Origin of the sequence: Neptunicoccus cionae (assembly GCF_014643735.1) — a bacterium.
Lineage (GTDB): Bacteria > Pseudomonadota > Alphaproteobacteria > Rhodobacterales > Rhodobacteraceae > Amylibacter > Amylibacter cionae.
In genome coordinates, this window is sequence record NZ_BMKA01000004.1 from 310,201 (window position 1) to 332,297 (window position 22,097).

Consider the following 22,097-nt stretch of genomic DNA (forward strand, 5'->3'; position numbering starts at 1 on the left):
AACTATTATGACTGATACAACACTTACACGGCGCGGCCTACTGGCTGGAACCGCCGGCATTGCAGCCGTTGCAGCCTTGCCAACAGGCGCATTCGCCAAGGAACTGCTGCGCATGTCCACGCTGGGGCCGGGCACCAGCCCGAACCTTGTGATGACGACTTTTGCCAATGTGGTGAACAAATCTCTGCCCGACTACGAAATCCAGTTGAACGCCACAGGTGCTGCCACCCGTCACGTTCTGGAAGTGGCGATGGGCCGGAGCGATTTTTGCATGTCCTCCCCGACCATCCACGCACTGATGCGCAACAAGGCGGCGATGTATGCGAAAATCGACAAGGCGCCAGAACTGGTTGAAAAATTGCGCACCGTGCTGAATTTCCCGATGGGCGTTTATCACATCGCGGTTTACGGGGATTCCGGCATTACCTCGATTGATCAAGTCAAAGGCAAGCGGGTCTTTCTTGGACCACCAGGTGGTGCGGCTTATGCAACCATGTCCCGTCTGTTCAAAGCTGTGGCCGGTCTGGAAGAAGGCACGGATTATGAGGCCGTAAAGCTCGGCTGGGATGCGGCAACTGCAGCATTTCAGGACGGCAATCTTGATGTCTACTGCAATCCAACCAACGCGCCGAGCCCTGCGCTGACACAGATCGCCGTCACGAATGAAATCCGTTTCCTTGGCATTCCGGCTGACAAGCTGGAAACCGAAGCGGTGCAAAAACTGGTGAGCCGTCCGGGCTTTAGCGCGGCAACCCTGCCAGCGGGTGTTTACGGCGATAAACAGCTAAACGATTCCGATGTGACAACTCTTGGGGTGACTGTGGGGATCGTGACAAATGAACAGGCTGATGAAGCGATGGTTTATGAGATGACTAAAGCCTTCTACGCCGGTGTTGCAGCCGAGGCAGAAACATCCCCGTGGTTGCGCGCCGTCACACCACAAGGCGCGGTTGAGGACATCAATCTGCCGCTGCACCCGGGCAGCCTGCGTGCGCTGACTGAACTGGGCGTCGATATTCCAGACGCTGCAAAAGGCTGATAAAGCGACTTGATACAGGTCGGAGCCGTCGAGGCTCCGGCCAAACTAATTTTAAAGACTTAGGGATCGTCATGGCTAAAAACGTGCTCTTTATTATGTGCGACCAACTGCGCTGGGACTATCTGTCTTGTGCAGGCCATCCCCATCTGGATACGCCCCATATCGACGCGCTTGCCAAACGGGGTGTCCGCTTTGATCGCGCCTATGTGCAATCCACAATCTGCGGTCCCTCGCGGATGTCGTTTTATACCGGACGATATGTCAGCTCCCACGGCTCTACGTGGAATAACATCCCTCTAAAAGTCGGGGAGATGACGCTGGGCGATCATCTGCGCCCCCTTGGCGTGCGCACTGCACTTTGTGGCAAGACACATATGTCTGCGGACGTGGAAGGGATGAAGCGTCTCGGCCTTGCCCCTGACAGCGAAATCGGTGCGCTGGTCTCGGAATGCGGTTTTGAACCTTACGAGCGCGATGACGGTCTGCATCCGAGCGCGCGCAAGAAGAAGCGCAACGAAAACTATAAAGACTACATGAAGGATAAGGGCTGGGAGGATGAGAATCCTTGGGAAAGCGTCGCCAACAGCGGTGAGGACGAAGACGGCAACCTGCTAAGCGGCTGGTTTCTGGACAATTCCGATCAGGCAGCGCGGGCAGAGGAGGAGGACTCCGAAACGCCCTACATCACCCGCCGCGCGATGGATTTTATCCAAGAGGCCGGCGATACCCCGTGGTGTCTTCACCTCAGTTACATCAAACCCCACTGGCCCTATATCGTGCCGGAACCCTATCACGATATGTACGGGCCGCAGACCCATCAACCAATTCTGCGCAAGGACGCCGAGCAAGAAAATCCCCACCCGATTTTTAAGGCGTTTATGGAAGAACGGGTGTCTAAAGCTTTCACCAATGACGCGACCCGCGCCAAGGTCATCGGGGCCTATATGGGGTTGATCAAACAGATTGACGACCAGACCGGCGCGTTGATGGCGTTTCTTGATGAACAGGGGATTGCGGATGATACGATGATCATCTTCACCTCTGATCACGGTGACTATCTCGGGGATCACTGGATGGGCGAGAAAGAACTGTTCCACGACCCTTCCGCCCGCATTCCGCTGATCGTGGTAGACCCTTCACCCGAAGCGGACAAGACGCGGGGCACCGTCAGCGACGCACTGGTTGAAGCAATCGACGTGGTGCCAACGATCCTCGACTTTTATGACGGGCCGGAGCTTGGCCATATCATCGAAGGCCAATCCCTGCGCCCGTTGTTGAACGGCGAAACAGATGCGCTGCGGGATTTTGTGATTTCCGAATACGATTATTCCTTCCGCCGTGCCCGCCGTAAGCTTGGGGTCGATGTAAAAGACGCCAATCTGACCATGCTGTATGACGGTCGCTGGAAGTACATTTTTGCAGACGGCTTCCGCCCGATGTTGTTTGACCTTCAGGAAGACCCGAACGAGTTTGTCGATCTTGGCGCTGATCCTGCCTATGAAGCGGAGTGCGCCCGTTTGAACGGGTTATTGTTCCAGTGGAGCCGCCGCATCAGCCAGCGCACGACCATATCGAACGCGGAAATCGAAAAGCGCGGTGTTTACATGAGCGAGGCCAAGTCAGGCATCGTGATCGGTTTTGCGACCGAAGAGGATTATAATGACGCTCTGTCGCGAATGGGTGAGCCGGAGGAATAATCCGGCCCGCCGCGACAGTCTTCAGGAGAGCACTTTGACAAGGCTTGCCGCCGCGTCGGGCACCGCTGCGGCGGCCCCGTCGATGTCGAGCGCTTCTAAAGCAACAACGCCGATGGAAAACTCCAGCCCTGTCAGCCCCGCGTCTTGAAACACGACCGGGCTTGATACCCCGACAGCGCCTTTGTGCAATTGCCCTTTGGTCACACTGTACCCGTTGGCGCGGGCGAACTGGATGTCTTCGGAATCCTCTGGTCTTTCGGGGCGCGAGGCCAGAATTGCGATCCCCGCAGCTCCGCGGTCAATAGGGTGGCGGGTGCCGAGTTTATAATGGATGTTAAAAGCTGTGTTGCGCGGCTCGGCTGTCATGACAACAACGCAGGTTTCACCTTCAGCCATCGAAAGGAATGATGTGGCACCGGTATCCTGCGCCAGTTTTTCCAGCACCGGACGGGCCAGCATCTGGATACTGTCCGACGAACGCGCTCCCAGTTGATAGGCGCCTACACCCATGACGATCCGCCCATCTTCCAGCCGGCGCACCATTGTCTGATCCACCAACGTGGCCACGATCCGATAGGCGGTGGGTCGGTTCAATCCCAGTTGCGCAGCCAGTTCGTTGATCCTGATCCCCTCGGGGCTTTGGGAGACAAGACGCAGCAGGGCGATTCCGCGTTCCAGAGTTTGTAGTTTGCCGGTGGACATAAGTGTATCGCGATCCTTTGTTAAACAATCGGTGGTGAGGAACAATATTAGGCCGACTTTGTCCAGTTGGCAATGCATTTGCACTATGTGCAACAATACTTTCACTATTTGCTATTGAACCTGATGGGCTACTCGTTTATTTCTGCTGCACCCTTTGGGGAAGGAGGAGGCGCAATTATGACCAGCAAAGCCAAAGCAACTGCGGCAGGCTGCCCGTTTTCCGGTGCAGCGGCGCAGGATACTTGCCCGATGGGTGATCCGGCCGACAACGCCCGCGCCTTCAATCCTTTTGAGGGGGCGTATCAGCTCGACCCCGCCAAAGCGCTGCGCTGGTCACGGGACCAGTTGCCAGTCTTCTTTGCGCCCGAACTCGGCTATTGGGTGGTCAGCCGCTATGATGACATAAAATCGGTCTTTCGCGATCCGGTTCTGTTTTCCCCGAAAAACGTGCTGGAAAAGATCACACCCGCCACACCCGAGGCGATGGAAATCCTGCAAAGCTATGGCTACGGGATGAACAAGACGTTAGTGAACGAAGATGAGCCCGCCCATATGGAACGCCGACGCGTGTTGCTGGATCATTTCGTGCCAAGCGAGCTGGAAAAGCACAAGGATATGGTGCGCCGCCTGACCCGCGAAAAAATCGACGCTTTTATCAATGAAGGCCGCACGGATCTTGTGGAATCGATGCTATACGAAGTCCCGCTTCTGGTGGCGTTGCACTTTCTTGGCGTGCCAGAGGATGAAATCGAGACGCTGAAATCCTTCTCGCTCGCCCATTCGGTGAACACTTGGGGCAAACCTACGGACGAAAAGCAGATCGAAGTCGCTCATGATGTGGGCCGGTTCTGGCAATACGCCGGACAGGTGATCGAAAAGATGCGGGCAGAGCCGGAGGGCACGGGCTGGATGCATCACACCATTCGTATGAACGCCAAAATGCCCGATGTGGTGACGGACAGTTACGTGCATTCGATGATGATGGCGATCATTGTTGCCGCCCATGAAACCACCTCTTTGGCTTCGGCCAATATGTTCAAGACACTGTTGACCCACCGCGAGGCGTGGGAAGACATTTGCGCCGATCCTTCACTGATCCCCAATGCGGTAGAGGAATGCCTGCGGTACGCGGGGTCCATCGTGGCATGGCGTAGACAGGCGACTGCACCAACCTCGGTCGGTGGTGTGGATCTGCCGGAGGGGGCGAAACTGCTGGTGGTTCAGGCCTCTGGTAATCAGGACGAACGACACTTTGAAGATGGCGACACGTTTGACATCTACCGCGATAATGCGGTGGATCATCTGACCTTCGGCTATGGCGCGCATCAGTGTATGGGAAAGAACATCGGACGTATGGAGATGCGGATTTTTCTGGAAGAAATGTCACGCCGTCTACCCCATCTGCAATTGTCAGAGCAGTCGTTCAGCTATCTCCCGAACACCTCTTTCCGTGGACCGGATGAATTGTGGGTAGAATGGGATCCTGCGCGAAATCCTGAACGGGTGGATAACACCGCCCTTGAACCGCGCCGCGATTTTGCAGTTGGCGCACCGGCGCGGCGTGATATTGCCCGAAAGGTGCGGGTGGCGGAGCTGCGGCAGGAAGCAGACGATATTCTTGGTCTGACCCTAGAGGATGCCCAAGGTCGCCCCCTGCCAAAATGGAGCGCCGGAGCGCATATCGAGCTTTGCGTTGGTGATTTCGACCGCAAATACTCGCTTTGTGGTGATCCAGACAGCGACAGCTATCAGGTGGCAATCCTGCGGGAAGATACGGGGCGCGGCGGATCAAGGTTTATTCACGAAACCCTAAAAGCGGGCGATGCGATAAAGCTGCGCGGACCTTCAAATCTGTTCCGGCTTGACCCTGACGCCGCCCACTATGTGCTGGTGGCTGGCGGTATCGGGATCACCCCGATCCTTGCAATGGCCGACCGCCTGAAAGCTGAAGGGCGCAGCTATGAGCTGCACCATGCGGGGCGTTCGTTAACCACGATGGCCTTCACCGCGCGTCTAAAAGCGGATCACGGTTCGGCGCTGACCCTTTATGCTGATGACGAACAGACGTTTATGGATTTGCCAGCAATGGTGGCAGGTCTGGGCAAAGGCGCGCAAATTTATGCCTGCGGTCCCCAAGGGTTGCTGCGCGCTTTGGAAGACCTGACAGCGGATTTGCCTGACGGCACGTTCCATTTTGAACATTTCAGTACTTCTAATGCGGGTCTGGACCCTGAAAAGGAAACTGCCTTTGAAATAGAACTGGTCGACTCCGGTATGGTATTGGAAGTCGCCAATGATACCACCGTGCTTGATACTATTCTGGCGGCGGGCATCGACATCGCATGTGATTGCCGCGAAGGGCTTTGCGGTTCGTGCGAGGTGGCGGTGCAAGAGGGAGACATCGACCACCGGGATATGGTGTTGACACGTACCGAGCGGAGCGAGAATAAACGGATCATGACCTGTTGTTCGCGTTCGACCGGCGGAAAGCTGAAGCTTGCCCTGTAATTTCAACGACTTGTAACAACGACCCACCGACAATAGGGAGGAACTGAAATTGTCACTAAAGAAAACCTTACTCGCCGGACTGGCGCTGGCGACTGTCTCTGCTGCTACTGCGCAGGCGGAAACTACACTTAAAATCAGCCACTATCTTCCGGCTGTTCACGGTTTGCATAAAGACTTTATCAAACCTTGGAGCGAGCAGATCACGGAATGCACAAACGGCGAAGTCCAGTTTGAGATCTTTCCGGCCGGCACCCAAATGGGCCATGTGGCACGTCAGCAAGAACAAGTGATGGCCGGTGTGGTTGACATTGCCCACGGTCTGCACGGCATCCCGCGCGGTCGTTTCCCGCGCACATCTCTGATCGACATGCCGTTCCTGACGGATGACGCGGCGGCTGCAAGCTATGCTTTGTGGGAGTTGTTCCCCGAATATCTGGCCGAAGAATACCGCGGTCTGAAGGTTCTGGCGCTACATGCCCACAATGGCGGTCTGCTGCACACCAACGAGAAAAAAGTCGAGACTATGGAAGACATGGCAGGCCTGCGTATTCGCACGCCAAGCCCTGCAGTGTCTGCAATGCTGTCCCATCTGGGGGCTGATCCACAAGGTCTGCCGCCCGGTGAGGTTTATGAAAGCCTGCAAAAAGGGGTGATCGACGGGACGGTTTTCCCTTGGGATCCGGTCAAAAGTTTTGGCCTGAACGAAGTGCTGAACTATCACCTTGATCTTGGCGCATACACGGTGTCGTTTTTCTATGTGATGAACCAGCGCTCCTTTGACAAGTTAAGCACCGAAGCCCAATCCTGTATCGACCAGTACTCCGGTGCCGATCTGGTTGCCAAATTTGGCGATTGGTGGGACGGCTGGGATGTGCCGGGCCGTCAGGACGCGATGGATGCCGGTCACGAGATCACCGAACTGTCGGACGAAGAACGCGCAAAATGGCGTGAAGCTCTGAAGCCGATGATGAAGGAATATCTCCAGTCGGTGAAAGATGCCGGTGTCGACAATGCCGATGAAATCTACCAGGCAATGCAGGATAAAATTGCTGAATTTCAGGCCATGAAAACGGAGTAATCCGCCGCCTGTAAAAATTTGCGCCAGCGCGATTCCGTCGCGCTGGCTGTTTTCTTGAAAGGGGTGGCCTTTGGATCTTGTGAAAACCGCAGCCCGTCGGCTGATTGATGGACTCGCTGTGCTTGGCGTATTGGCCTATGGCATCGCAGCACTTGTGACAGTGGCAGATGTAATCGGGCGGCGGTTCGGTTTTCCGATAACCGGCGTTGTAGATCTGGTGCAGCTTTTTGTGGTCTCGGGCGCTTGGCTGGTCATGCCGTTTGCCTTTGCAGCTGCCACCCATGTAAGCGTTGACCTTTTGCTAACAAACGCCCCGCGCGCGGTTCAACTGCCGCTCGCGCTGTTTTCGGCGGTGCTGGCCTTTGGGTTGGTCGCGCTGATGTTGTGGCAGGGCTATCTGACATTCCAGACCCGCACCATGTTCGGAGACCGCTCCCAGCAGCTGGGGATTCCGATTGCGTGGTACTGGTATCCGCTTTTGCTTGGGCTGGCGGTATCGTTGGTCGCAATTCCGCTTTCCCTATTTACCAATACATCACCGGAGACCGCAGATGAGTGATGCAGTTCTTGGCTTGGTCGGTTTCGCTGCTGCCCTTGGGTTGATTGCCCTTGGCACACCTGTTGCAATTGCGATGGGGGTGATTGGCGGTGTCGGTTACTGGTATCTGAACGGTTGGATGGGGGTAGCCTATATCTTTGGATCATCACCGTTTGAATCGATCTTTCCCTATTCTTTCTCGGTAATTCCGCTGTTTGTGATGATGGGGGTTTTTGCGTCTCATGCGGGGTTGTCCCGTTCGCTGTTTGACGTGATCAACTCTTTCATCGGCCACCGCAAAGGCGGGCTGGCTGTCACAACTGTCGGGGCGAGCGCGTTCTTCGGGGCGATCTGTGGATCATCGCTGGCAACCGTGGCCACGATTGGCCGCGTGGCCCTGCCGGAAATGAAGCGTCACGGTTATGATCCGTCCCTGTCTACCGCGACTGTTGCTGCGGGGGGGACGCTTGGCGTGTTGATCCCGCCTTCTGTGCTGCTGGTGATCTACGGCTTGCTTACGCAAAGCTCTATCGGGCAACTGTTCATTGGCGCGCTGGTTCCGGGCCTATTGGGGGCGCTGCTTTATGCCGGTGCTATCATGGTGCGCGTGCGCCTGAACCCTGAAATCGCTCCGGCAGCTGAACGGACAAGCTGGCCGGACCGGTTTCGCTTTCTTGGAAAAGTCTGGCAAGTGGTTTTGCTGTTCGCGCTTGTGATCGGCGGGATTTACCTTGGCTGGTTCTCCCCGACCGAGGCCGCAGCCGTTGGCGCTGTTGGTGCCTTCGTGCTGGCACTGTTATCAGGAGAGCTGACCTTTGGTGCCATGCGCGCCTCTGTGTTTGAAACAGCGGGCCTGACGGGGATGATCTTTTTCATCCTGATCGGTGCCGCCCTGTTTAACTTCTTTCTGGAAAACACTGGCTTGCCACAACTGCTGATCGAGATGATCCGATCGTCCGGTCTTGGGCCTTATCAGGTGATGGTGTTGATCCTGTTGTTCTACGTGATTCTTGGCTGTTTCATGGATGCCATGTCTATGATCCTGTTAACGGTGCCTTTGCTGGCTCCCGTGGCGCTGGAGCTGGATTTCAATCTGATCTGGTTTGGCATCATTGTTGTGACAGTGGCAGAGATCGGTTTGATCACGCCGCCCATCGGTATGAACCTGTTCGTGGCGCAGGCTGCGGCGGGAAATATACCGCTTGGCACAATTATTAAGGGGATATTTCCATTCATCCTCGCGGATTTTGTGCGTCTTGGACTTCTGGTTGCCTTTCCGGCGCTGGTGCTCTGGTTGCCGGGGATGGCGTATTAGCACAGTCACGCAGGACGGCGCCAAAACAGATGAAGACGTAGAGTGAGGTGACGAGTGGGGCATATCAATCAATGACGACATTCCAAGAACATCGGACGCAAGGACAAACTTGTGCCGGTCCTTTGTTTCGATGACAGCGCAGCCTTTCAGAAACGCGATGCCCTGACGCCATTCATCATCGCTGGCGTGCTCTTCCGCGTCATTCAGGGTCTTTGCCCATTGCTGCGCGATATTAGGCACGACAGATATTTGTATGGGGACGGGTGGCTCTATCTCGCCGTCGGCGTCATGTCTTTAGTTGTCATTCGGGTTGGTCATCTGAACCATGAAGCGTGCCATCGTCTCGGCGTCAGGGCTGCAACCGCATTCGACCCATTTCAAAAGAACGCTTACGATTGCACCTGCGTGATAGGATGGAAGGAAATGCTGTAGCTCAGGTGTGCCGCAATGAGGCGCGCTATGGGGGAGGGCATTGCGCAAGGAAATAATCTGTTCCTGAAAAGAGCTTAAAGCGTTCTTCCCCGCTGCACCGCTTAAGATGGCGTGGGCGATATGGGGCAGTGTCGCGACTTGTTCAAACGCAAAGAGATGCACCTGAAAAGACCACTCTTGGGGTGACAGATTATCTGCATTCGCAGAGGCCCATTCCTTTTGTCCCGACAAAACAAAGCTTAAGCGCATTTCGAGCATCGCGCCGATACTATCGAAATGGCGATAAAACGTTTGCCTCCCGATCTGCGCCCGTCGCGCAAGATCGCTTACGCTGATGTCGCTGAACGGTTTCTCGGCGAGCAATTCATCAAGCGCGCCCAACAGGGCTTCTTGGGTTCGTTGTTGGCGCGGATCGATTTTGTGTCTCCCTGATCAAGAATATGTGTTTACCCCCTCTTACGGAACACTTGCTCCATAAGTCAAATGCTGTATATGGAACGCCTGATCCATAAGCGGGAGCGTGCCGGATCGTGGCACCACCGGGGCGGTTCGGCTTTACGAAAGGACACTGAATGACCTTCTATTCTGATCCATTTAAGGCGCAAACGGCACGCGGTAGATATGGCGGCATTTGCTTGGCTGTGGTTCCCTAGACCACGGTGCGCCTTGCCTGCTGCCGATGCACGGCCAGAACATGGATGGTATGTTGTGAAGGGTATCGACCCAAAGACCGATTGCACAAGACTTCCTAACGTGTTGTGGCTTTCAAACGTGTAAAACCTACTAATTTCAGGACTCCGAAATGAAATCCTTTGTCAATCGCGGGATACTCGCAGCCTTCTTGTTTCCTCTGTTTGCAACGATGCCGATGGCGCAGGACGGGCCGGTCAAGCTGGCCAAAACCATCACTGTGACCGCCGATCACGAAGGCCAGACGCGCCAGTTTTTTGGGCATGTGGTGGCAAAGGAAACTGTCGATCTGGCGTTTCAGGTGGACGGGCAGATCGTGGAATTCCCCGTGACCGAAGGGGGAACCGTTGCGCAAGGAGAGCTGATCGCACGCCTTGATGTGGAACCCTACAAACTGGCGCGTGATCAGGCACAAGTGCAGTACGATCAGGCGGTGCGCACGTTCGAGCGGCTGAAAAAGCTGCAAGGCGAAACCGTCAGTCAGGTCAGTGTTGATGACGCGGATACCCAGTTGCAAATCACCTCGATCGCATTGCGGGATGCGGAACGCTCTTTGTGTAACGCCAATCTTGTCTCGCCTTTTGATGGGCTTGTTGCGTCGCGCAATGTGGCAAAATTTGCCACCGTTGCGGCGGGTACGCCTGTGGTGCGTTTGCACGATATGTCCGACCTCAGGATCGAAATTGCAGTCCCGGAGGTCCTATTCCAGTATGCGGATCAAGAGGATGACATCAAATTGATGGCCCAATTCCCCTCTGGCGAGACGCAATACGAATTGGCAGTGCGCGAGTTTAATGCAGAAACAGCCGATATCGGTCAGACTTATCAGATCACCCTTGGCATGGCGCCGCCCGAAGATCTTCTGGTTTTGCCCGGTGCATCTGTAACGGTGTATGCGACAATGCCAGCCACGGATCAGGCGCCAGTTATACCGAATTCAGCCGTTATTACAGATTCCGCCGGCAACTCGCGGGTCATGGCATTTAATCCGCAAGACGGGGACCTTGGAACGGTGCAAAGCGTGTCTGTCACCATCACGCCCGGTCCCAGGGGGGAGGTCATCGTGACCTCGGGCCTGAAAGAAGGTCAAGAAATCGTAGCAAGCGGGGCCAACCTGCTTGCAGATGGTGAACGGGTCCGCCGTTTCACCGGTTTTGCAAGATAGGACCGGTATCATGAATATTGCACGCGGTTCTATCAATCGCCCGATCCTGACGTGGCTGATTATTCTTGGCTGTCTGCTGGGCGGGCTGTGGGGATTTGCCACGCTCGGGCGGCTGGAAGATCCGGCTTTTACCATCAAGACCGCAGTTGTGGTGACCCAATACCCCGGCGCGGATGCCGAACATGTGGCGCGAGAGGTCTCTGAACCGCTTGAGTCCGAAATCCAAAAGATGGCCGAGGTGGATGAAGTCCGTTCCATGAACCAACCGGGGTTGTCGTGGATTACCGTCGATATGAAGAGCAAATACGACGGTTCCGAACTGCCCGAAATCTGGACCAAACTGCGCAACCGCGTGGCGGATGCCACACTGCCAAGCGGGACGAGCACTCCTTTCGTGAACGACAGTTTCGGGGACGTTTACGGGCTTTATTACGCTGTCACCGCACCCGGATTTACGGATGCCGAGATTTACGACCTGTCCACATTCCTGCGCCGTGAACTGCTCGCCGTGGACGGTGTTGCGGATGTGAACCTCTCGGGGGTTCCAAATGAAGTCATCTATGTAGAGCCTGATCTGGTTTTGAACGTGAACCAGAACGTCCCACCCTCGGCAATAGAAGGGGCTTTATCGGCGGCAAACTCCGTTAGTGACGGGGGGGCGATACAATCGGCTGCGGGACGAACCCTGATACAGGGGCCTGAAGGGGACGATACAGTACAAGAAATCGCTGCCCTTTCTGTCGGAGTGGGTGGTAAGGTGCTGAATCTTGGAGACTTTACCACCGTGTCGCGCCAGCGCGAACAGAACCCCGATCTGATCATTCGTCATGACGGGGTGGACGCCTTTACCGTTGGTGTGGCTGGTCTGAGTAGCGAAAACATCGTTGAAGTCGGTGCACGGGTTGATGCCAAACTGGCAGAGCTGGCACCGCAGATTCCTGTGGGTGTTGGCCTGCACCCGATCTACCAACAACATATCATCGTAGACGAAGCCTCCAGCGCGTTTCTGGTTAATCTGGCCATGTCCGTGGCGATTGTTGTTGCTGTGCTTGCAATCTTCATGGGTCCCCGCGCGGCAATTGTGGTTGGTACGACGCTGCTGCTTACAGTCGTGGGCACGCTGTTTTTCATGGCGATCTTTTCTATTGAAATGGAGCGCATTTCCCTTGGTGCGTTGATCATTGCGATGGGCATGCTGGTCGACAACGCGATTGTTATTGCGGAGGGCATGCAGATTTCCATGCGGCAGGGCAAAACCTCCCGCGAGGCGGCATCCGAGGCGGCCAGCAAGACGCAAGTACCGCTGCTTGGCGCGACCGTGATCGGGATTATGGCCTTTGCCGGTATCGGGCTTAGCCCTGATGCAACGGGGGAGTTCCTGTTCTCGCTTTTTGCGGTAATCGGTATTTCCCTGATGCTATCTTGGGTGCTTGCGCTCACGGCGACACCGCTGCTTGGCCATTACTTTTTCAAGCAGGGAGATGGGAGCGATACGGACGCTTATGGCGGCTTGTTGTTCCGCGCCTATGGTAAAGTGCTTGGGCTGTGTCTAACGCTGTGGTGGGCGATGATCCCTGCTTTGCTGGTTATTACGGTCGCTTGTTTCGCGCTGTTCGGTCAGGTGAAACAGCAGTTCTTCCCAGACAGCAATACACCGCTTTTCTTTGTGCATTACAAGCTTGCCCAGGGCGCATCGATCCACGAGACTTCACGCGATCTGGACGTGATGGAGGATTGGCTTGACGGGCACGAAGACGTTTTGGCCTATACTTCATACGCCGGACAGGGCGCGTCCCGTTTTATGCTGACATATCAGTCCGAAGACCCGAACCCCAGCTACGGGCACATCATCGTGCGCACCGGCGCTGTTGAGACAATCGCGCCATTGATTGCAGAGTTTCGGGATTTTGCGGCGTCAGCCCTGCCACAGGGAGAGTTCCGCGCAAAGCGGCTTGCATTTGGTCCGGGGGGCGGTGATCCAATTCAGGTGCGCTTCTCGGGGACTGATCCGGTAGTGCTGCGGGACTTGGCCAAACAAGCCGCGACCCGATTGTCAGAGGCGTCGCCCAACATTGAGACGCCGCGCATCGACTGGCGCGAGATGGAACAGGTGCTTCGCCCGATTTACGCCACGGACCGTGCCAAAGAGGCGGGTATCGCGCGGGACGATCTGACAGATACTCTGCTGTTTGCTACAGAAGGCAAAACGACTGGGGTATTTCGGGAAGGCGAACGCCAGATCCCGATTGTGATGCGGGCTGATCCTGATGCTGGTCTCGCGCTGACGGACCATCTGATTTATTCGGGCAGCGGCCAGACCTTTGTGCCCCTAGCGCAGATCATCGACGGGTTCACTTTTGATCCGCAGAACACCTTGGTGAAGCGACGGGATCGCCGGTTGACGATTACCGTGGGCGCTGATGTGGCGAAGGGGCTTACCGCGGCACAGGTTCAGGGCGAAGTGCAGGACGCTATCGACACCATGCCACTGCCTGCGGGTTACAAAATGGCATGGGGCGGGGAGTTGGAGAGTTCCACCGAAGCTCAAGAAAGCCTCGCGGGGCAACTGCCGCTAAGCCTTGTGGTGATGGTGCTGATTTCGATTTTGTTGTTTAACGCGCTGCGCCAGCCATTAATCATCTGGCTGCTGGTTCCGATGTCGGTGAACGGGGTTGCTTTGGCGTTGCTAGGAACAGGTTTGCCCTTCACCTTTACCGCACTTTTGGGGCTTTTGTCTCTGTCAGGGATGCTGATCAAGAACGGTATCGTATTGGTAGAGGAGATCGACATCGTACGCGCGGATCGGCCAAGTTGGAGCCTGAAAGACGCAATTGTGAGCGCGTCAACCTCAAGGTTGCGTCCCGTAATCCTTGCAGCGGCAACAACTATTTTGGGGATGATCCCACTGATTTGGGACGCTTTCTTCCAGTCGATGGCGATTACGATAATGGGGGGGTTGGCCTTTGCCTCAATCCTGACGTTGATCGCGGCGCCGGTGTTCTATTACGCCTTCTTCCCAACAGCCCGCAAAGCTGGGTGAAGGATTTTACAACTTAAAAATGGAACAGCGCGACAATTACTGGCGCGCTGTTTCTCGTTGCTCGGCGGCTTCGACCCGCTCCAATTCCTGCTTCAGAATTTCAATATTACGTCGGTGGGATTTAAACACCACGTCGAACAGGTCTCCCACCAGCGGAATACCACCAATCAGCATATCCACACCGGTATTCGCCGCAATTTTCACCTTGGCCCGCTTGCGCGCACCCATCTTATGGGCCTCATAGAACATGACCGCGCCCGGACCGGCGGTGATAAGATCACCAACGCCCGGGATGAGCCCGAGGATGGAATCCCACCCTACGGGTATCCCGAAAACACGGAACCGCGTGTCAAGTTTGTCAGCCAAACGGTCCAGCCGTTCGATCCGTGCACGACGGTCATGTGACCTTTGGCCCATTGCGGGGCTGTTATCGGCGAGCGATGATGTAGACAGCATGGACGATCCCTGGGATATAACCGAGAAGTGTTAAGAGAAGATTTAGCCAGAAATGCTTGCCAAGACCGACTTCAAGGAACACCCCGAGCGGTGGAAGCAGGATAGCGATGATGATTTTAATAATGTCCATTTCAAACCCTTAGAGTGACTTCCTTTGTCACTTAACGCGCCAAGGCCCGCTGTGGTTCCCGGAAGATGTGAAAATGGGGGAAAACGATACACTGACCCGTTTATCAACGCTGCACGCGGGGACTGCACGCCTGTCATTGATCCACGTGAACCCATGCAAAAAGGGTTTACCAAGCGCGACAGAACGCTCTCGGTAAACCCCATCAACCGGTGATCTGCAGTGGTTAATCTGCTGCCTGACGCGATGTGCGGGCCGGTTTTGGCACCTCGGATTTGCCAGCAGGCCAACCTTCGCGCTGTTTGGCGCGGTCGCCATCGACTTCCTCGGTTTGATCGTGAAACAGATGCACTTGGGTTGGGTAGGGCATGTCGATGCCTTCCTCGTCCAGTGCTTTGTACACGCTTTGCAAAACGTCACCAAAGGTGTGGATCTGGCTGGCACGGTCGGATTTTGTCCACCAACGCAAACGAACCACATTTGCAGAATCGCCGAGCTCGATCGGGATGGTTTCCGGTTCAGGATCGCTGCACACACCTTCTACGCCAGCACAGACCTTGACCATCAGGTCGCGTGCCTTATCCCAGTCATCGTTGCAACCAATGCCAATGTCATACTCCGAGCGGCGTGTTTCAAAGGCCGTGTTGACCACAACACTGTCGGTGTAAATGTCGGCATTCGGAATAACCACGCGGCGTCCATCGTAGGTTTTGATCAAGGTCGCCCGCGTTTCAATCCGCTCTACAGTGCCCTCGTGACCCCCGGACACAATCTGGTCACCGATCTCAAATGGTTGGCGCAGCAGGATCAGAATACCCGCCAGCATATTTTGCAGGATGTCCTTAAACGCAAAGCCGATTGCGACCGAACTGACCCCCAGTCCGGCGATCAGATCACCCGGAGAGATCGTGGGCGCGACGATGGTTACAGCCAGCATTATGCCGACAATGAAGATCGCCCATTTCACCAGCGAGCCACCCACATCGGCAAGGCTCGGGCGGTCCTGCTTTTTCGCGTAGCGCCGGACGAGCGAACTGATCCCCCGTGCGATCAGCCAGAAAATGACAAGCACGACAATCGCCACCGCAATATTGGGCAGCAGTTTGAACAGGCCATCCAGCCAAGCGTCAATCTTATCGAATATAAGACCGGGGTTTGTGTCCACTTCATCCATGTTCGGTTCCTTGTTGTTGATATTATTTTAGTTAGGGTCGGTGCCGAGATAGGCAAATCGGCGCTAGTTAATAGGACCCTGCACTGTTCAGCAGGGCGCGCCCCCGCGCGATGAACAGACGGGCCAGAGTTACCACGGCGACAATGGCGATCAGGCCAAGGTAGCGTTCGTAAATGCCGTCGATGCCGGTGGGCAGGAAAAAGAAAACCGGCGCGGATAGGGTCCAGACGATGGCCACGCCAATCAGCGTATAGCCATAAGCCGCGCTCGCACGATGCGCCCCTTTTGCCATTCCGATGGGGATCAATGTCATCAAGATGCCGAGTACATAGACAAGGTAGATATGGATCACCACACCGTCATTATCACTGTCGCCATATTCGTTCCGCGCACCAATCAAAAACACGATCAGCCCGAGCAAAGCAAACCCGACGGCGCCAAGGCTCCAGATCCAGCCGCCCAGATGCACATGGGCCGACAGCAGCGCAATCGAGATCAGCGCGGCGGCGAAAGCGTATATGCCGATATCAACGATGAACTCGTATTTGCCCGCACCAAGATCGCTGATCGTATCCGCGATCCAGTCGTGATCAGGAACGATGATGTCCGCAATTAGGATCGACAAGCCAAGCACAACACACCCAAAAATGGCAAAGGCGCCCAAACCGATGAGCAACTTAGGCTGGTCATGCACCTGCGGAGTCGTAGCTTCATCGCTCATGTCACTGGGTCTCGTCGGTTCGTTCTAAATGCATGTGTTCTGGTGTGCTGGGTGGATCAGCGTTTCAGTCCGCTAAACCTGTCCCTGCAACCACAACGTATTGACCAAGATATTGGTTCCCCTTTTACAGGCGTAATTCGGCCAGCGCTCCCGCGTGATGGTTTTTCGATCCTGTGCAAAACGCTCAAGGGTGATTCTCCCTGCGTCCCTGAAGACTGCTTCCGGCGGGCATTTGTTGGGCTCTGCGGGGATGTTTCTGGAAATTGCACGACCGCTCTATCGTCCGGTTTTTAAAGCATTATGCGGACACTACTCAGATTTTATGTGATAATGTCACGAAAATTAGGTGACTTTATCACGTAATGAGGTACACATGTTAACCAGGAGGACAGGGAATGCCGGATTTAAAGATGCAGATTGACGATGCGCCATTGGTGCACGGACCCCAGATTGAGAACCTTTCAGGGGCTCTGAGTTTCCGTATTTCCCGCCTCGCTGCAATAAACGAGCGGAACGGTTCCCATCATTTTCGCAATCAGCTTGGTGTGAGCCTGTCGGAATGGCGTGTCATCGGTTTAGTGGCGGAATCCGAACCGATGCTGACCAGCACCCTGCGGGAAATACTTGTGATGGACCACGGACTGCTGAGCCGCGTGGTGAAAGAGTTGATCGCACGGGGATTGCTGTCCAGCCAGGCTTGTCAGACGGACAAACGGCAGATTGAGCTGACCCTGACGTCAGAGGGCCGCCGCCTTCACAATGACTGTATTTCTTTCACAATTGAACGCAACGCGGTGATGGCATCCGTGCTGTCCCCTGATGAGCAGGCGGAGCTTAACCGCCTGTTGGACGTGATGATTGCCCACAACGCCACCTTGCTGAAATCCAAACAGGATCCGAGATCATGACCAATACGTTGCTGGCCCCCAGAAACCCGTTACAGATCCTCGGTCGAGGGCTTGCTGTAGTGTTTTCGCTGATCATCATTGCGGTGATCGCTTTCTTTGTCATCGACGAAGCCAACGCCCGTTTCGGGGTTATGGCAATTAGCCTCGCTGTGGTTGCGCTGACGTCGGACAAGGGGCGGATGGGCCGCTTGGGTTGGGTGCTTGATCTCGGCCTAATGCTTGCGTTCTTGTATTCGGCTGTGTGGTTTTTTCGGGTGAAAGAAGAACTTTACACCGGCTTTTTCACCGCGACCCCTGAAAACATCGTGGCGGGGCTGGCTGGCATGTTGGCAATCCTTGTCCTGTCGATCCGCGCTTGGGGGGTGTCCCTTGCGATCATGGCGGTTGTCTTTGTCGTGTTCGGTTTTGCGGGACCATATCTGCCAGGTATTTTGGAACACTTCGGCATGGATTTGGCCGGTTTCATGCAAATCGGCTGGTATTCGTTTGACGGTGTTTTTGGCCGCGTGACCGGTCTGGTGGCGGACAATGTTCTGATCTTCCTGATTTTTGGCGCGGTGCTGGAGCGGACTGGCGCAGGTGAAAGTCTGATCCATCTGTCCACCGCCCTCACAGCGCGTATTCGTGGCGGCGCGGCCCATGCAGCAATTGTCGCCTCGGCTGTGTTTGGCATGATGAGCGGAAGCGTTGCAGCCAATATTGCGGGGACTGGCGTGTTTACGATCCCGATGATCAAACGTCAGGGGTTCTCCAAGAACTTCGCCGGCGCGGTCGAAACAGCAGCTTCTTCGGGGGGGCAATTGACGCCGCCTATTATGGCTGCTGCGGTTTTTGTGATGGCTGATCTTGTTGGGATGCCTTTTGTGATGGTCATGGCAGCAGCTGCGATACCTGCGCTGTTTAAATACATCGGCCTGTTCGCACAGGTGTACGCCGAGGCGATCCGTCTGGATATCAAAAACCTGCCGGAAGATCAGATCCCTAAAATTACTGCGCGGGACTGGCTAAATTCTGCGCTGGTTTTCGTGCCGATCGGCGCTTTGATGGTGGCGTTTATTTCTGGCAAGAGCCCGGCGATGGCAGGTCTTTACGGGTTGCTGACCGCGATCATCATGGGCGCTTTGCTGAACCCTGATTTCCGGCGCGAGCCTAAACGGATTGTTCATGCGCTCGCCGATGGGGGTGTCAGTGCTGCGCAAATTATTCTTGCGGTCGGGGTGATTGGCATGGTGCTGGCCGTGGTGAACGAAACCGGCGTGGCGATCCGTTTTGCGACTTCTATCGCGGCGGCTGGGGAAAGCAGTCTTATTCTGGCGCTGATCCTTGCCATGTTCGGGGCGCTGATCCTTGGCATGGGGCTGCCTACGCTTCCGGCCTACCTGATCATCGCGATTATGATTGCGCCTGCGATCATCAAAGCCGGAGTGGAACCGATCGCCGCCCATATGTTCGTTCTCTATTTCGCAGTCTACTCGTCGATTGTGCCACCGATTGCCTATGGGTGTTACGTGGCCGCGCCAATTGCAGGGGGCAACCCGCTGGCCACGTCGTTTGTTGCGCTGCGCATATCGGTCATCGGTTTGGTGGTGCCTTACGTCTTTGTCTATTCGCCCTCGATCCTGCTGGTTGCTGACGGATTCTCATGGGTGGAATTTGCTTGCACGATACTGCGCCTGCTGGCGGCTGTTTGGATGCTCGCCAGCGCCTTGGGCGGAGCTGATCCACGGGTGGGACGCTTGGGTGTCGGGCAGCGTAGCATCCGGCTTTTGATCGGCGCCGCTGCAATGATGCCGCTGATTTACCTGTGGGCACCTGCGGTCATTGCAACCCTTGCAGTGGGGCTGTTTTCTAAAACGCCGACAACGACGGCCCCACTCAAAACCTGAAATTTCAATTCAATCAACGGGAGTATACTTGAATGTTAAATCTTATAACTAAAGCTAAGGGCCTGACGCTCGCCGGTGTTTTGGCAGTAACGCTGCCAGCAACCGCTGCTGTTGCAGATCTTTATAAAGTAACCTCTACCGCACCCGGCATGTCCCCGTTCGTGGTGAATACCGCAATCGCGAAAGTGGTGAACAAGCATGTGGATGACGTAGAGTTTCAGGTCCGCGCCACCGGGGCAGCGACCAAACACATGGTTGATGCGGGCATGGGGAAAGTAGACTTCTTGTTCGGGTCCTCAACGATCAACTGGCTGATGGCGGAAAACATTGGCCCATTTAAAAACATGGCCAAAGCACCGGAGATTGAAAAGAATATCGGCATGATCTTTGCCTACCAGATCGGCCCGTACCATTACGTGACGCGGGCGGATTCCGGTATTGAGACGCTGGCTGATTTCAAGGGGCGCACCGTATTCGCGGGCCCTCCGGGCGGGGCTGCAAAGAACGTCGTGCTGCGTAATATAGAATCTGCGACAGGGATCAAAGCGGATGAGATGAAGGTGCAAACCTTCGGGTTTGATGCGGCTATTCAGGCGTTTCAGGACGACAAAATCGACGTGATTGTTTTGCCGACAAACATGCCAAGCCCGCCGATCCAGCAGTTTGCGCTGACCAAGGAAATTCGCATTCTTGATGTGGACATCGACAAGCTGACCATCAACGCCAAAACCGGTGGGACGGTGAACACCATCGCCGGCGACACTTATGGTAGCAATCAGGTTGGCGGAGACGCGCGCACCCACGGGGCTGTGGTGAACTTCTCGGCGGGGATGCACGTGGACGAAGAGGTCGTCTATCAGGTCACCAAAGCGATCTGGGAGAATATCGACGAAATCCACGAGACAGCGATTTGGATGCCCTCGACCGTGCGCAAAGAAGATGCGTTGCAGCAAATTGCCAGCCGCTTGCATCCGGGCGCCGAACGCTACTACCGTGAAATGGGCTGGGAAATTCCAGAACCAGTGACCTTTGGTAAAGCGGACTGATAAAATAAAATCGGCCTGCGCCCTGATCAAAGATCCGGCGCAGGCCTTCCCTTACATATAATGAATTGGGGCAATCGCAGCGGATGCCTCTGAACCCAAAGCCCCAAGCGCTGGAGACACGATGGCCGAGACAACACACAGAGATTTCACCGGCGATGATCTGTCGTCCTTGCAAGCCTATGAGGTGGTCGATCTTCTTAAACGTAAAGAGGTCTCCCCGAAGGAATTGCTCGACGTTAGTTTTGCGCGGATCGAAGCGGTAAGCCCAGCGATCAATGCCAGCCCGACGATCTGTCCGTCCCGTGCGTATGAAGCCGCCAACAAATTAGACTATACCAACGCGGATCACGCGGGTTGGATCGGTGGGCTGCCGCTCGGGATTAAGGATCTCACTCCGGTGAAGGGGGTGCGCACTACATTTGGAACACGCGGTCTGGGGGATCATATCCCCGATGCCAGTGACCCGCTGGTAGAGCGGCTGGAAAAGCGCGGCGGTATAGTGGTTGGCAAAACCAACACGCCGGAATTCGGGGCGGGGGGCAACACCTTCAACGATGTTTTCGGCCCGACCCGCAACCCTTGGGACACACGGCTGAATGCGGGGGGATCTTCTGGCGGTGCGGCAGCATCGATTGCGGCTGGTGAGGTTTGGCTGAGCCATGGTTCGGATCACGGTGGCAGCTTGCGTACACCGGCTGCTTTTTGCGGCGTGGTGGGTATGCGCCCCAGCCCCGGACGGATCAGCAGCGGGAACTTTGATAACCTCTACATGATCGAAGGCGCACAGGGGCCGATGGCCCGTTCCACGCGGGATTGCGCCTTGTTTCTGGATGCGATGGCGGGTTTTGACAGACGCTATCCCTTGTCGATCCCCGCGCCTGAGGGGTCTTTTCAGGACGCAGTGCTGCGGGCAGATAGCAAGTTGCGCATCGCTTATTCACCGGATCTGAACGGATTTTCGCCGGTGGATACCGAAGTTTCCCAACACCTTGAAGGGGTGCTGGGGCTGTTAACGCGGGAGGGGGCGGTTGTAGAGCAAACATGCCCCGATCTGACTGGCCTTGAAACCGCATACCGCAGCTTACGCGGTTTAATGTGGGCTGCGATGGGGCAGGGGGTTGCACCCCAGATCCGCGCCCACTTCAAAGATACGCTTGAAGAAAACATCGCCAGCGGCGAGTCCTTGGGCGTGTCGGACATTGCATCTGCCCACCGGACCCGCTCTGGAATTTACACGCGCATGGTCGGGTTGTTTGAACATTTTGACGTGCTGGCCTGTCCCACTGTTGGGTGTTTGCCCCACGCACAAAGCGAAGAATGGGTGCAACGTGTGGGGGGAGTTACCTTTGACGATTATCTTGGCTGGCTGCGCTTTGCGTATCTTGCCACCGTCACAGGGTTGCCTGCGATTTCCGTGCCGGTTGGGATCGGTCCACGAGGACTGCCTGTGGCGATTCAACTGATCGGTAAACCACGTGGAGAAGCTGATCTGCTTGCCGCCGCCCGCGCCGTGGAAATGGCTGTCGGTGGTCCGCTTGGCCCGATTGATCCCAACGTGACGCACTCCTAAGCAGT

General features: G+C 55.7%; 18 protein-coding genes and 1 pseudogene. 12 read left to right on the forward strand and 7 right to left on the reverse strand.

The genetic code is table 11. From position 1 onward, the window contains the following. The first annotated feature begins 7 nt into the window (after positions 1-7). Together IEX10_RS15405 and IEX10_RS15410 are read left to right on the forward strand one after the other, a co-directional pair. Entirely contained in the window at positions 8-1,039 is a 1,032-nt protein-coding gene (locus IEX10_RS15405; RefSeq protein ID WP_188677249.1) for a TAXI family TRAP transporter solute-binding subunit, read from the forward strand. A 71-nt stretch (positions 1,040-1,110) separates the two neighbouring features. Then, complete coding sequence (locus IEX10_RS15410) at positions 1,111-2,736, forward strand: alkaline phosphatase family protein (protein WP_188677252.1); 1,626 nt, start codon at positions 1,111-1,113, stop codon at positions 2,734-2,736. A 21-nt stretch (positions 2,737-2,757) separates the two neighbouring features. Here IEX10_RS15410 and IEX10_RS15415 read toward each other — a convergent pair whose 3' ends face one another. Continuing rightward, positions 2,758-3,438, reverse strand: a complete 681-nt coding sequence (locus IEX10_RS15415; protein ID WP_188677254.1) for an IclR family transcriptional regulator — start codon at positions 3,436-3,438, stop codon at positions 2,758-2,760. Between the two features lie 177 nt (positions 3,439-3,615). On the opposite strand from IEX10_RS15415, the gene IEX10_RS15420 reads away from it, so the two are divergent. The 4 genes from IEX10_RS15420 to IEX10_RS15435 all read left to right on the forward strand — a co-directional run bounded on the left by IEX10_RS15420 (position 3,616) and on the right by IEX10_RS15435 (position 8,877). Continuing rightward, positions 3,616-5,946 (forward strand): cytochrome P450/oxidoreductase, encoded by a 2,331-nt coding sequence (locus tag IEX10_RS15420; RefSeq protein WP_188677257.1) that lies wholly within the window; start codon positions 3,616-3,618, stop codon positions 5,944-5,946. 49 nt (positions 5,947-5,995) lie between these two features. Beyond that, positions 5,996-7,024, forward strand: a complete 1,029-nt coding sequence (locus IEX10_RS15425) for a TRAP transporter substrate-binding protein (protein ID WP_188677260.1) — start codon at positions 5,996-5,998, stop codon at positions 7,022-7,024. A gap of 79 nt (positions 7,025-7,103) precedes the next feature. Continuing rightward, a complete protein-coding gene (locus IEX10_RS15430) occupies positions 7,104-7,583 on the forward strand; it encodes a TRAP transporter small permease (RefSeq protein WP_229678587.1) in 480 nt (159 codons plus the stop codon). Next, positions 7,576-8,877 (forward strand): TRAP transporter large permease, encoded by a 1,302-nt coding sequence (locus tag IEX10_RS15435; protein WP_188677266.1) that lies wholly within the window; start codon positions 7,576-7,578, stop codon positions 8,875-8,877. Before IEX10_RS15430 ends, IEX10_RS15435 begins: the two co-directional genes overlap by 8 nt. 72 nt (positions 8,878-8,949) lie before the next feature. On the opposite strand, the pseudogene IEX10_RS20020 reads toward IEX10_RS15435, so the two are convergent. Then, a pseudogene (locus IEX10_RS20020) lies at positions 8,950-9,117 on the reverse strand (dioxygenase); the annotation flags it as partial. Positions 9,118-9,171: 54 nt separating this feature from the next. Then, on the reverse strand, positions 9,172-9,690 hold the full coding sequence (locus tag IEX10_RS15445) for a TetR/AcrR family transcriptional regulator (RefSeq protein ID WP_188677269.1): 519 nt from the start codon (positions 9,688-9,690) through the stop codon (positions 9,172-9,174). A gap of 421 nt (positions 9,691-10,111) precedes the next feature. On the opposite strand from IEX10_RS15445, the gene IEX10_RS15450 reads away from it, so the two are divergent. After that, positions 10,112-11,164, forward strand: a complete 1,053-nt coding sequence (locus tag IEX10_RS15450) for an efflux RND transporter periplasmic adaptor subunit (protein WP_188677272.1) — start codon at positions 10,112-10,114, stop codon at positions 11,162-11,164. A gap of 10 nt (positions 11,165-11,174) precedes the next feature. Further along, positions 11,175-14,204, forward strand: a complete 3,030-nt coding sequence (locus tag IEX10_RS15455) for an efflux RND transporter permease subunit (RefSeq protein ID WP_188677276.1) — start codon at positions 11,175-11,177, stop codon at positions 14,202-14,204. 36 nt (positions 14,205-14,240) lie between these two features. Here the strand turns inward: IEX10_RS15455 and IEX10_RS15460 are convergent, their stop codons facing one another. The 4 genes from IEX10_RS15460 to IEX10_RS15475 all read right to left on the reverse strand — a co-directional run bounded on the left by IEX10_RS15460 (position 14,241) and on the right by IEX10_RS15475 (position 16,682). Then, positions 14,241-14,660, reverse strand: coding sequence for a DUF4112 domain-containing protein (locus IEX10_RS15460; RefSeq protein ID WP_188677278.1), 420 nt, complete (start codon positions 14,658-14,660; stop codon positions 14,241-14,243). Further along, the gene (locus tag IEX10_RS15465) at positions 14,632-14,790 is read right to left on the reverse strand and encodes a YqaE/Pmp3 family membrane protein (RefSeq protein ID WP_188677282.1); all 159 of its coding nucleotides are present in this window, start codon (positions 14,788-14,790) and stop codon (positions 14,632-14,634) included. Before IEX10_RS15465 ends, IEX10_RS15460 begins: the two co-directional genes overlap by 29 nt. Positions 14,791-15,013: 223 nt before the next feature. Then, positions 15,014-15,961: a mechanosensitive ion channel family protein gene (locus IEX10_RS15470; protein WP_188677285.1), complete on the reverse strand. Its 948-nt coding sequence runs from the start codon at positions 15,959-15,961 to the stop codon at positions 15,014-15,016. A gap of 67 nt (positions 15,962-16,028) precedes the next feature. Beyond that, on the reverse strand, positions 16,029-16,682 hold the full coding sequence (locus tag IEX10_RS15475; protein WP_188677288.1) for a DUF998 domain-containing protein: 654 nt from the start codon (positions 16,680-16,682) through the stop codon (positions 16,029-16,031). A gap of 395 nt (positions 16,683-17,077) precedes the next feature. Between IEX10_RS15475 and IEX10_RS15480 the strand changes: the two genes are divergently transcribed. The 4 genes from IEX10_RS15480 to IEX10_RS15495 all read left to right on the forward strand — a co-directional run bounded on the left by IEX10_RS15480 (position 17,078) and on the right by IEX10_RS15495 (position 22,092). Continuing rightward, positions 17,078-17,590, forward strand: a complete 513-nt coding sequence (locus tag IEX10_RS15480; protein ID WP_188677291.1) for a MarR family winged helix-turn-helix transcriptional regulator — start codon at positions 17,078-17,080, stop codon at positions 17,588-17,590. Continuing rightward, positions 17,587-19,476, forward strand: a complete 1,890-nt coding sequence (locus IEX10_RS15485; protein WP_188677294.1) for a TRAP transporter permease — start codon at positions 17,587-17,589, stop codon at positions 19,474-19,476. The genes IEX10_RS15480 and IEX10_RS15485 overlap by 4 nt, the downstream gene beginning before the upstream one ends. 32 nt (positions 19,477-19,508) lie before the next feature. Beyond that, positions 19,509-20,522, forward strand: coding sequence for a TAXI family TRAP transporter solute-binding subunit (locus IEX10_RS15490; RefSeq protein ID WP_188677297.1), 1,014 nt, complete (start codon positions 19,509-19,511; stop codon positions 20,520-20,522). A gap of 121 nt (positions 20,523-20,643) precedes the next feature. Further along, on the forward strand, positions 20,644-22,092 hold the full coding sequence (locus tag IEX10_RS15495; protein WP_188677300.1) for an amidase: 1,449 nt from the start codon (positions 20,644-20,646) through the stop codon (positions 22,090-22,092). Positions 22,093-22,097 lie beyond the last annotated feature (5 nt).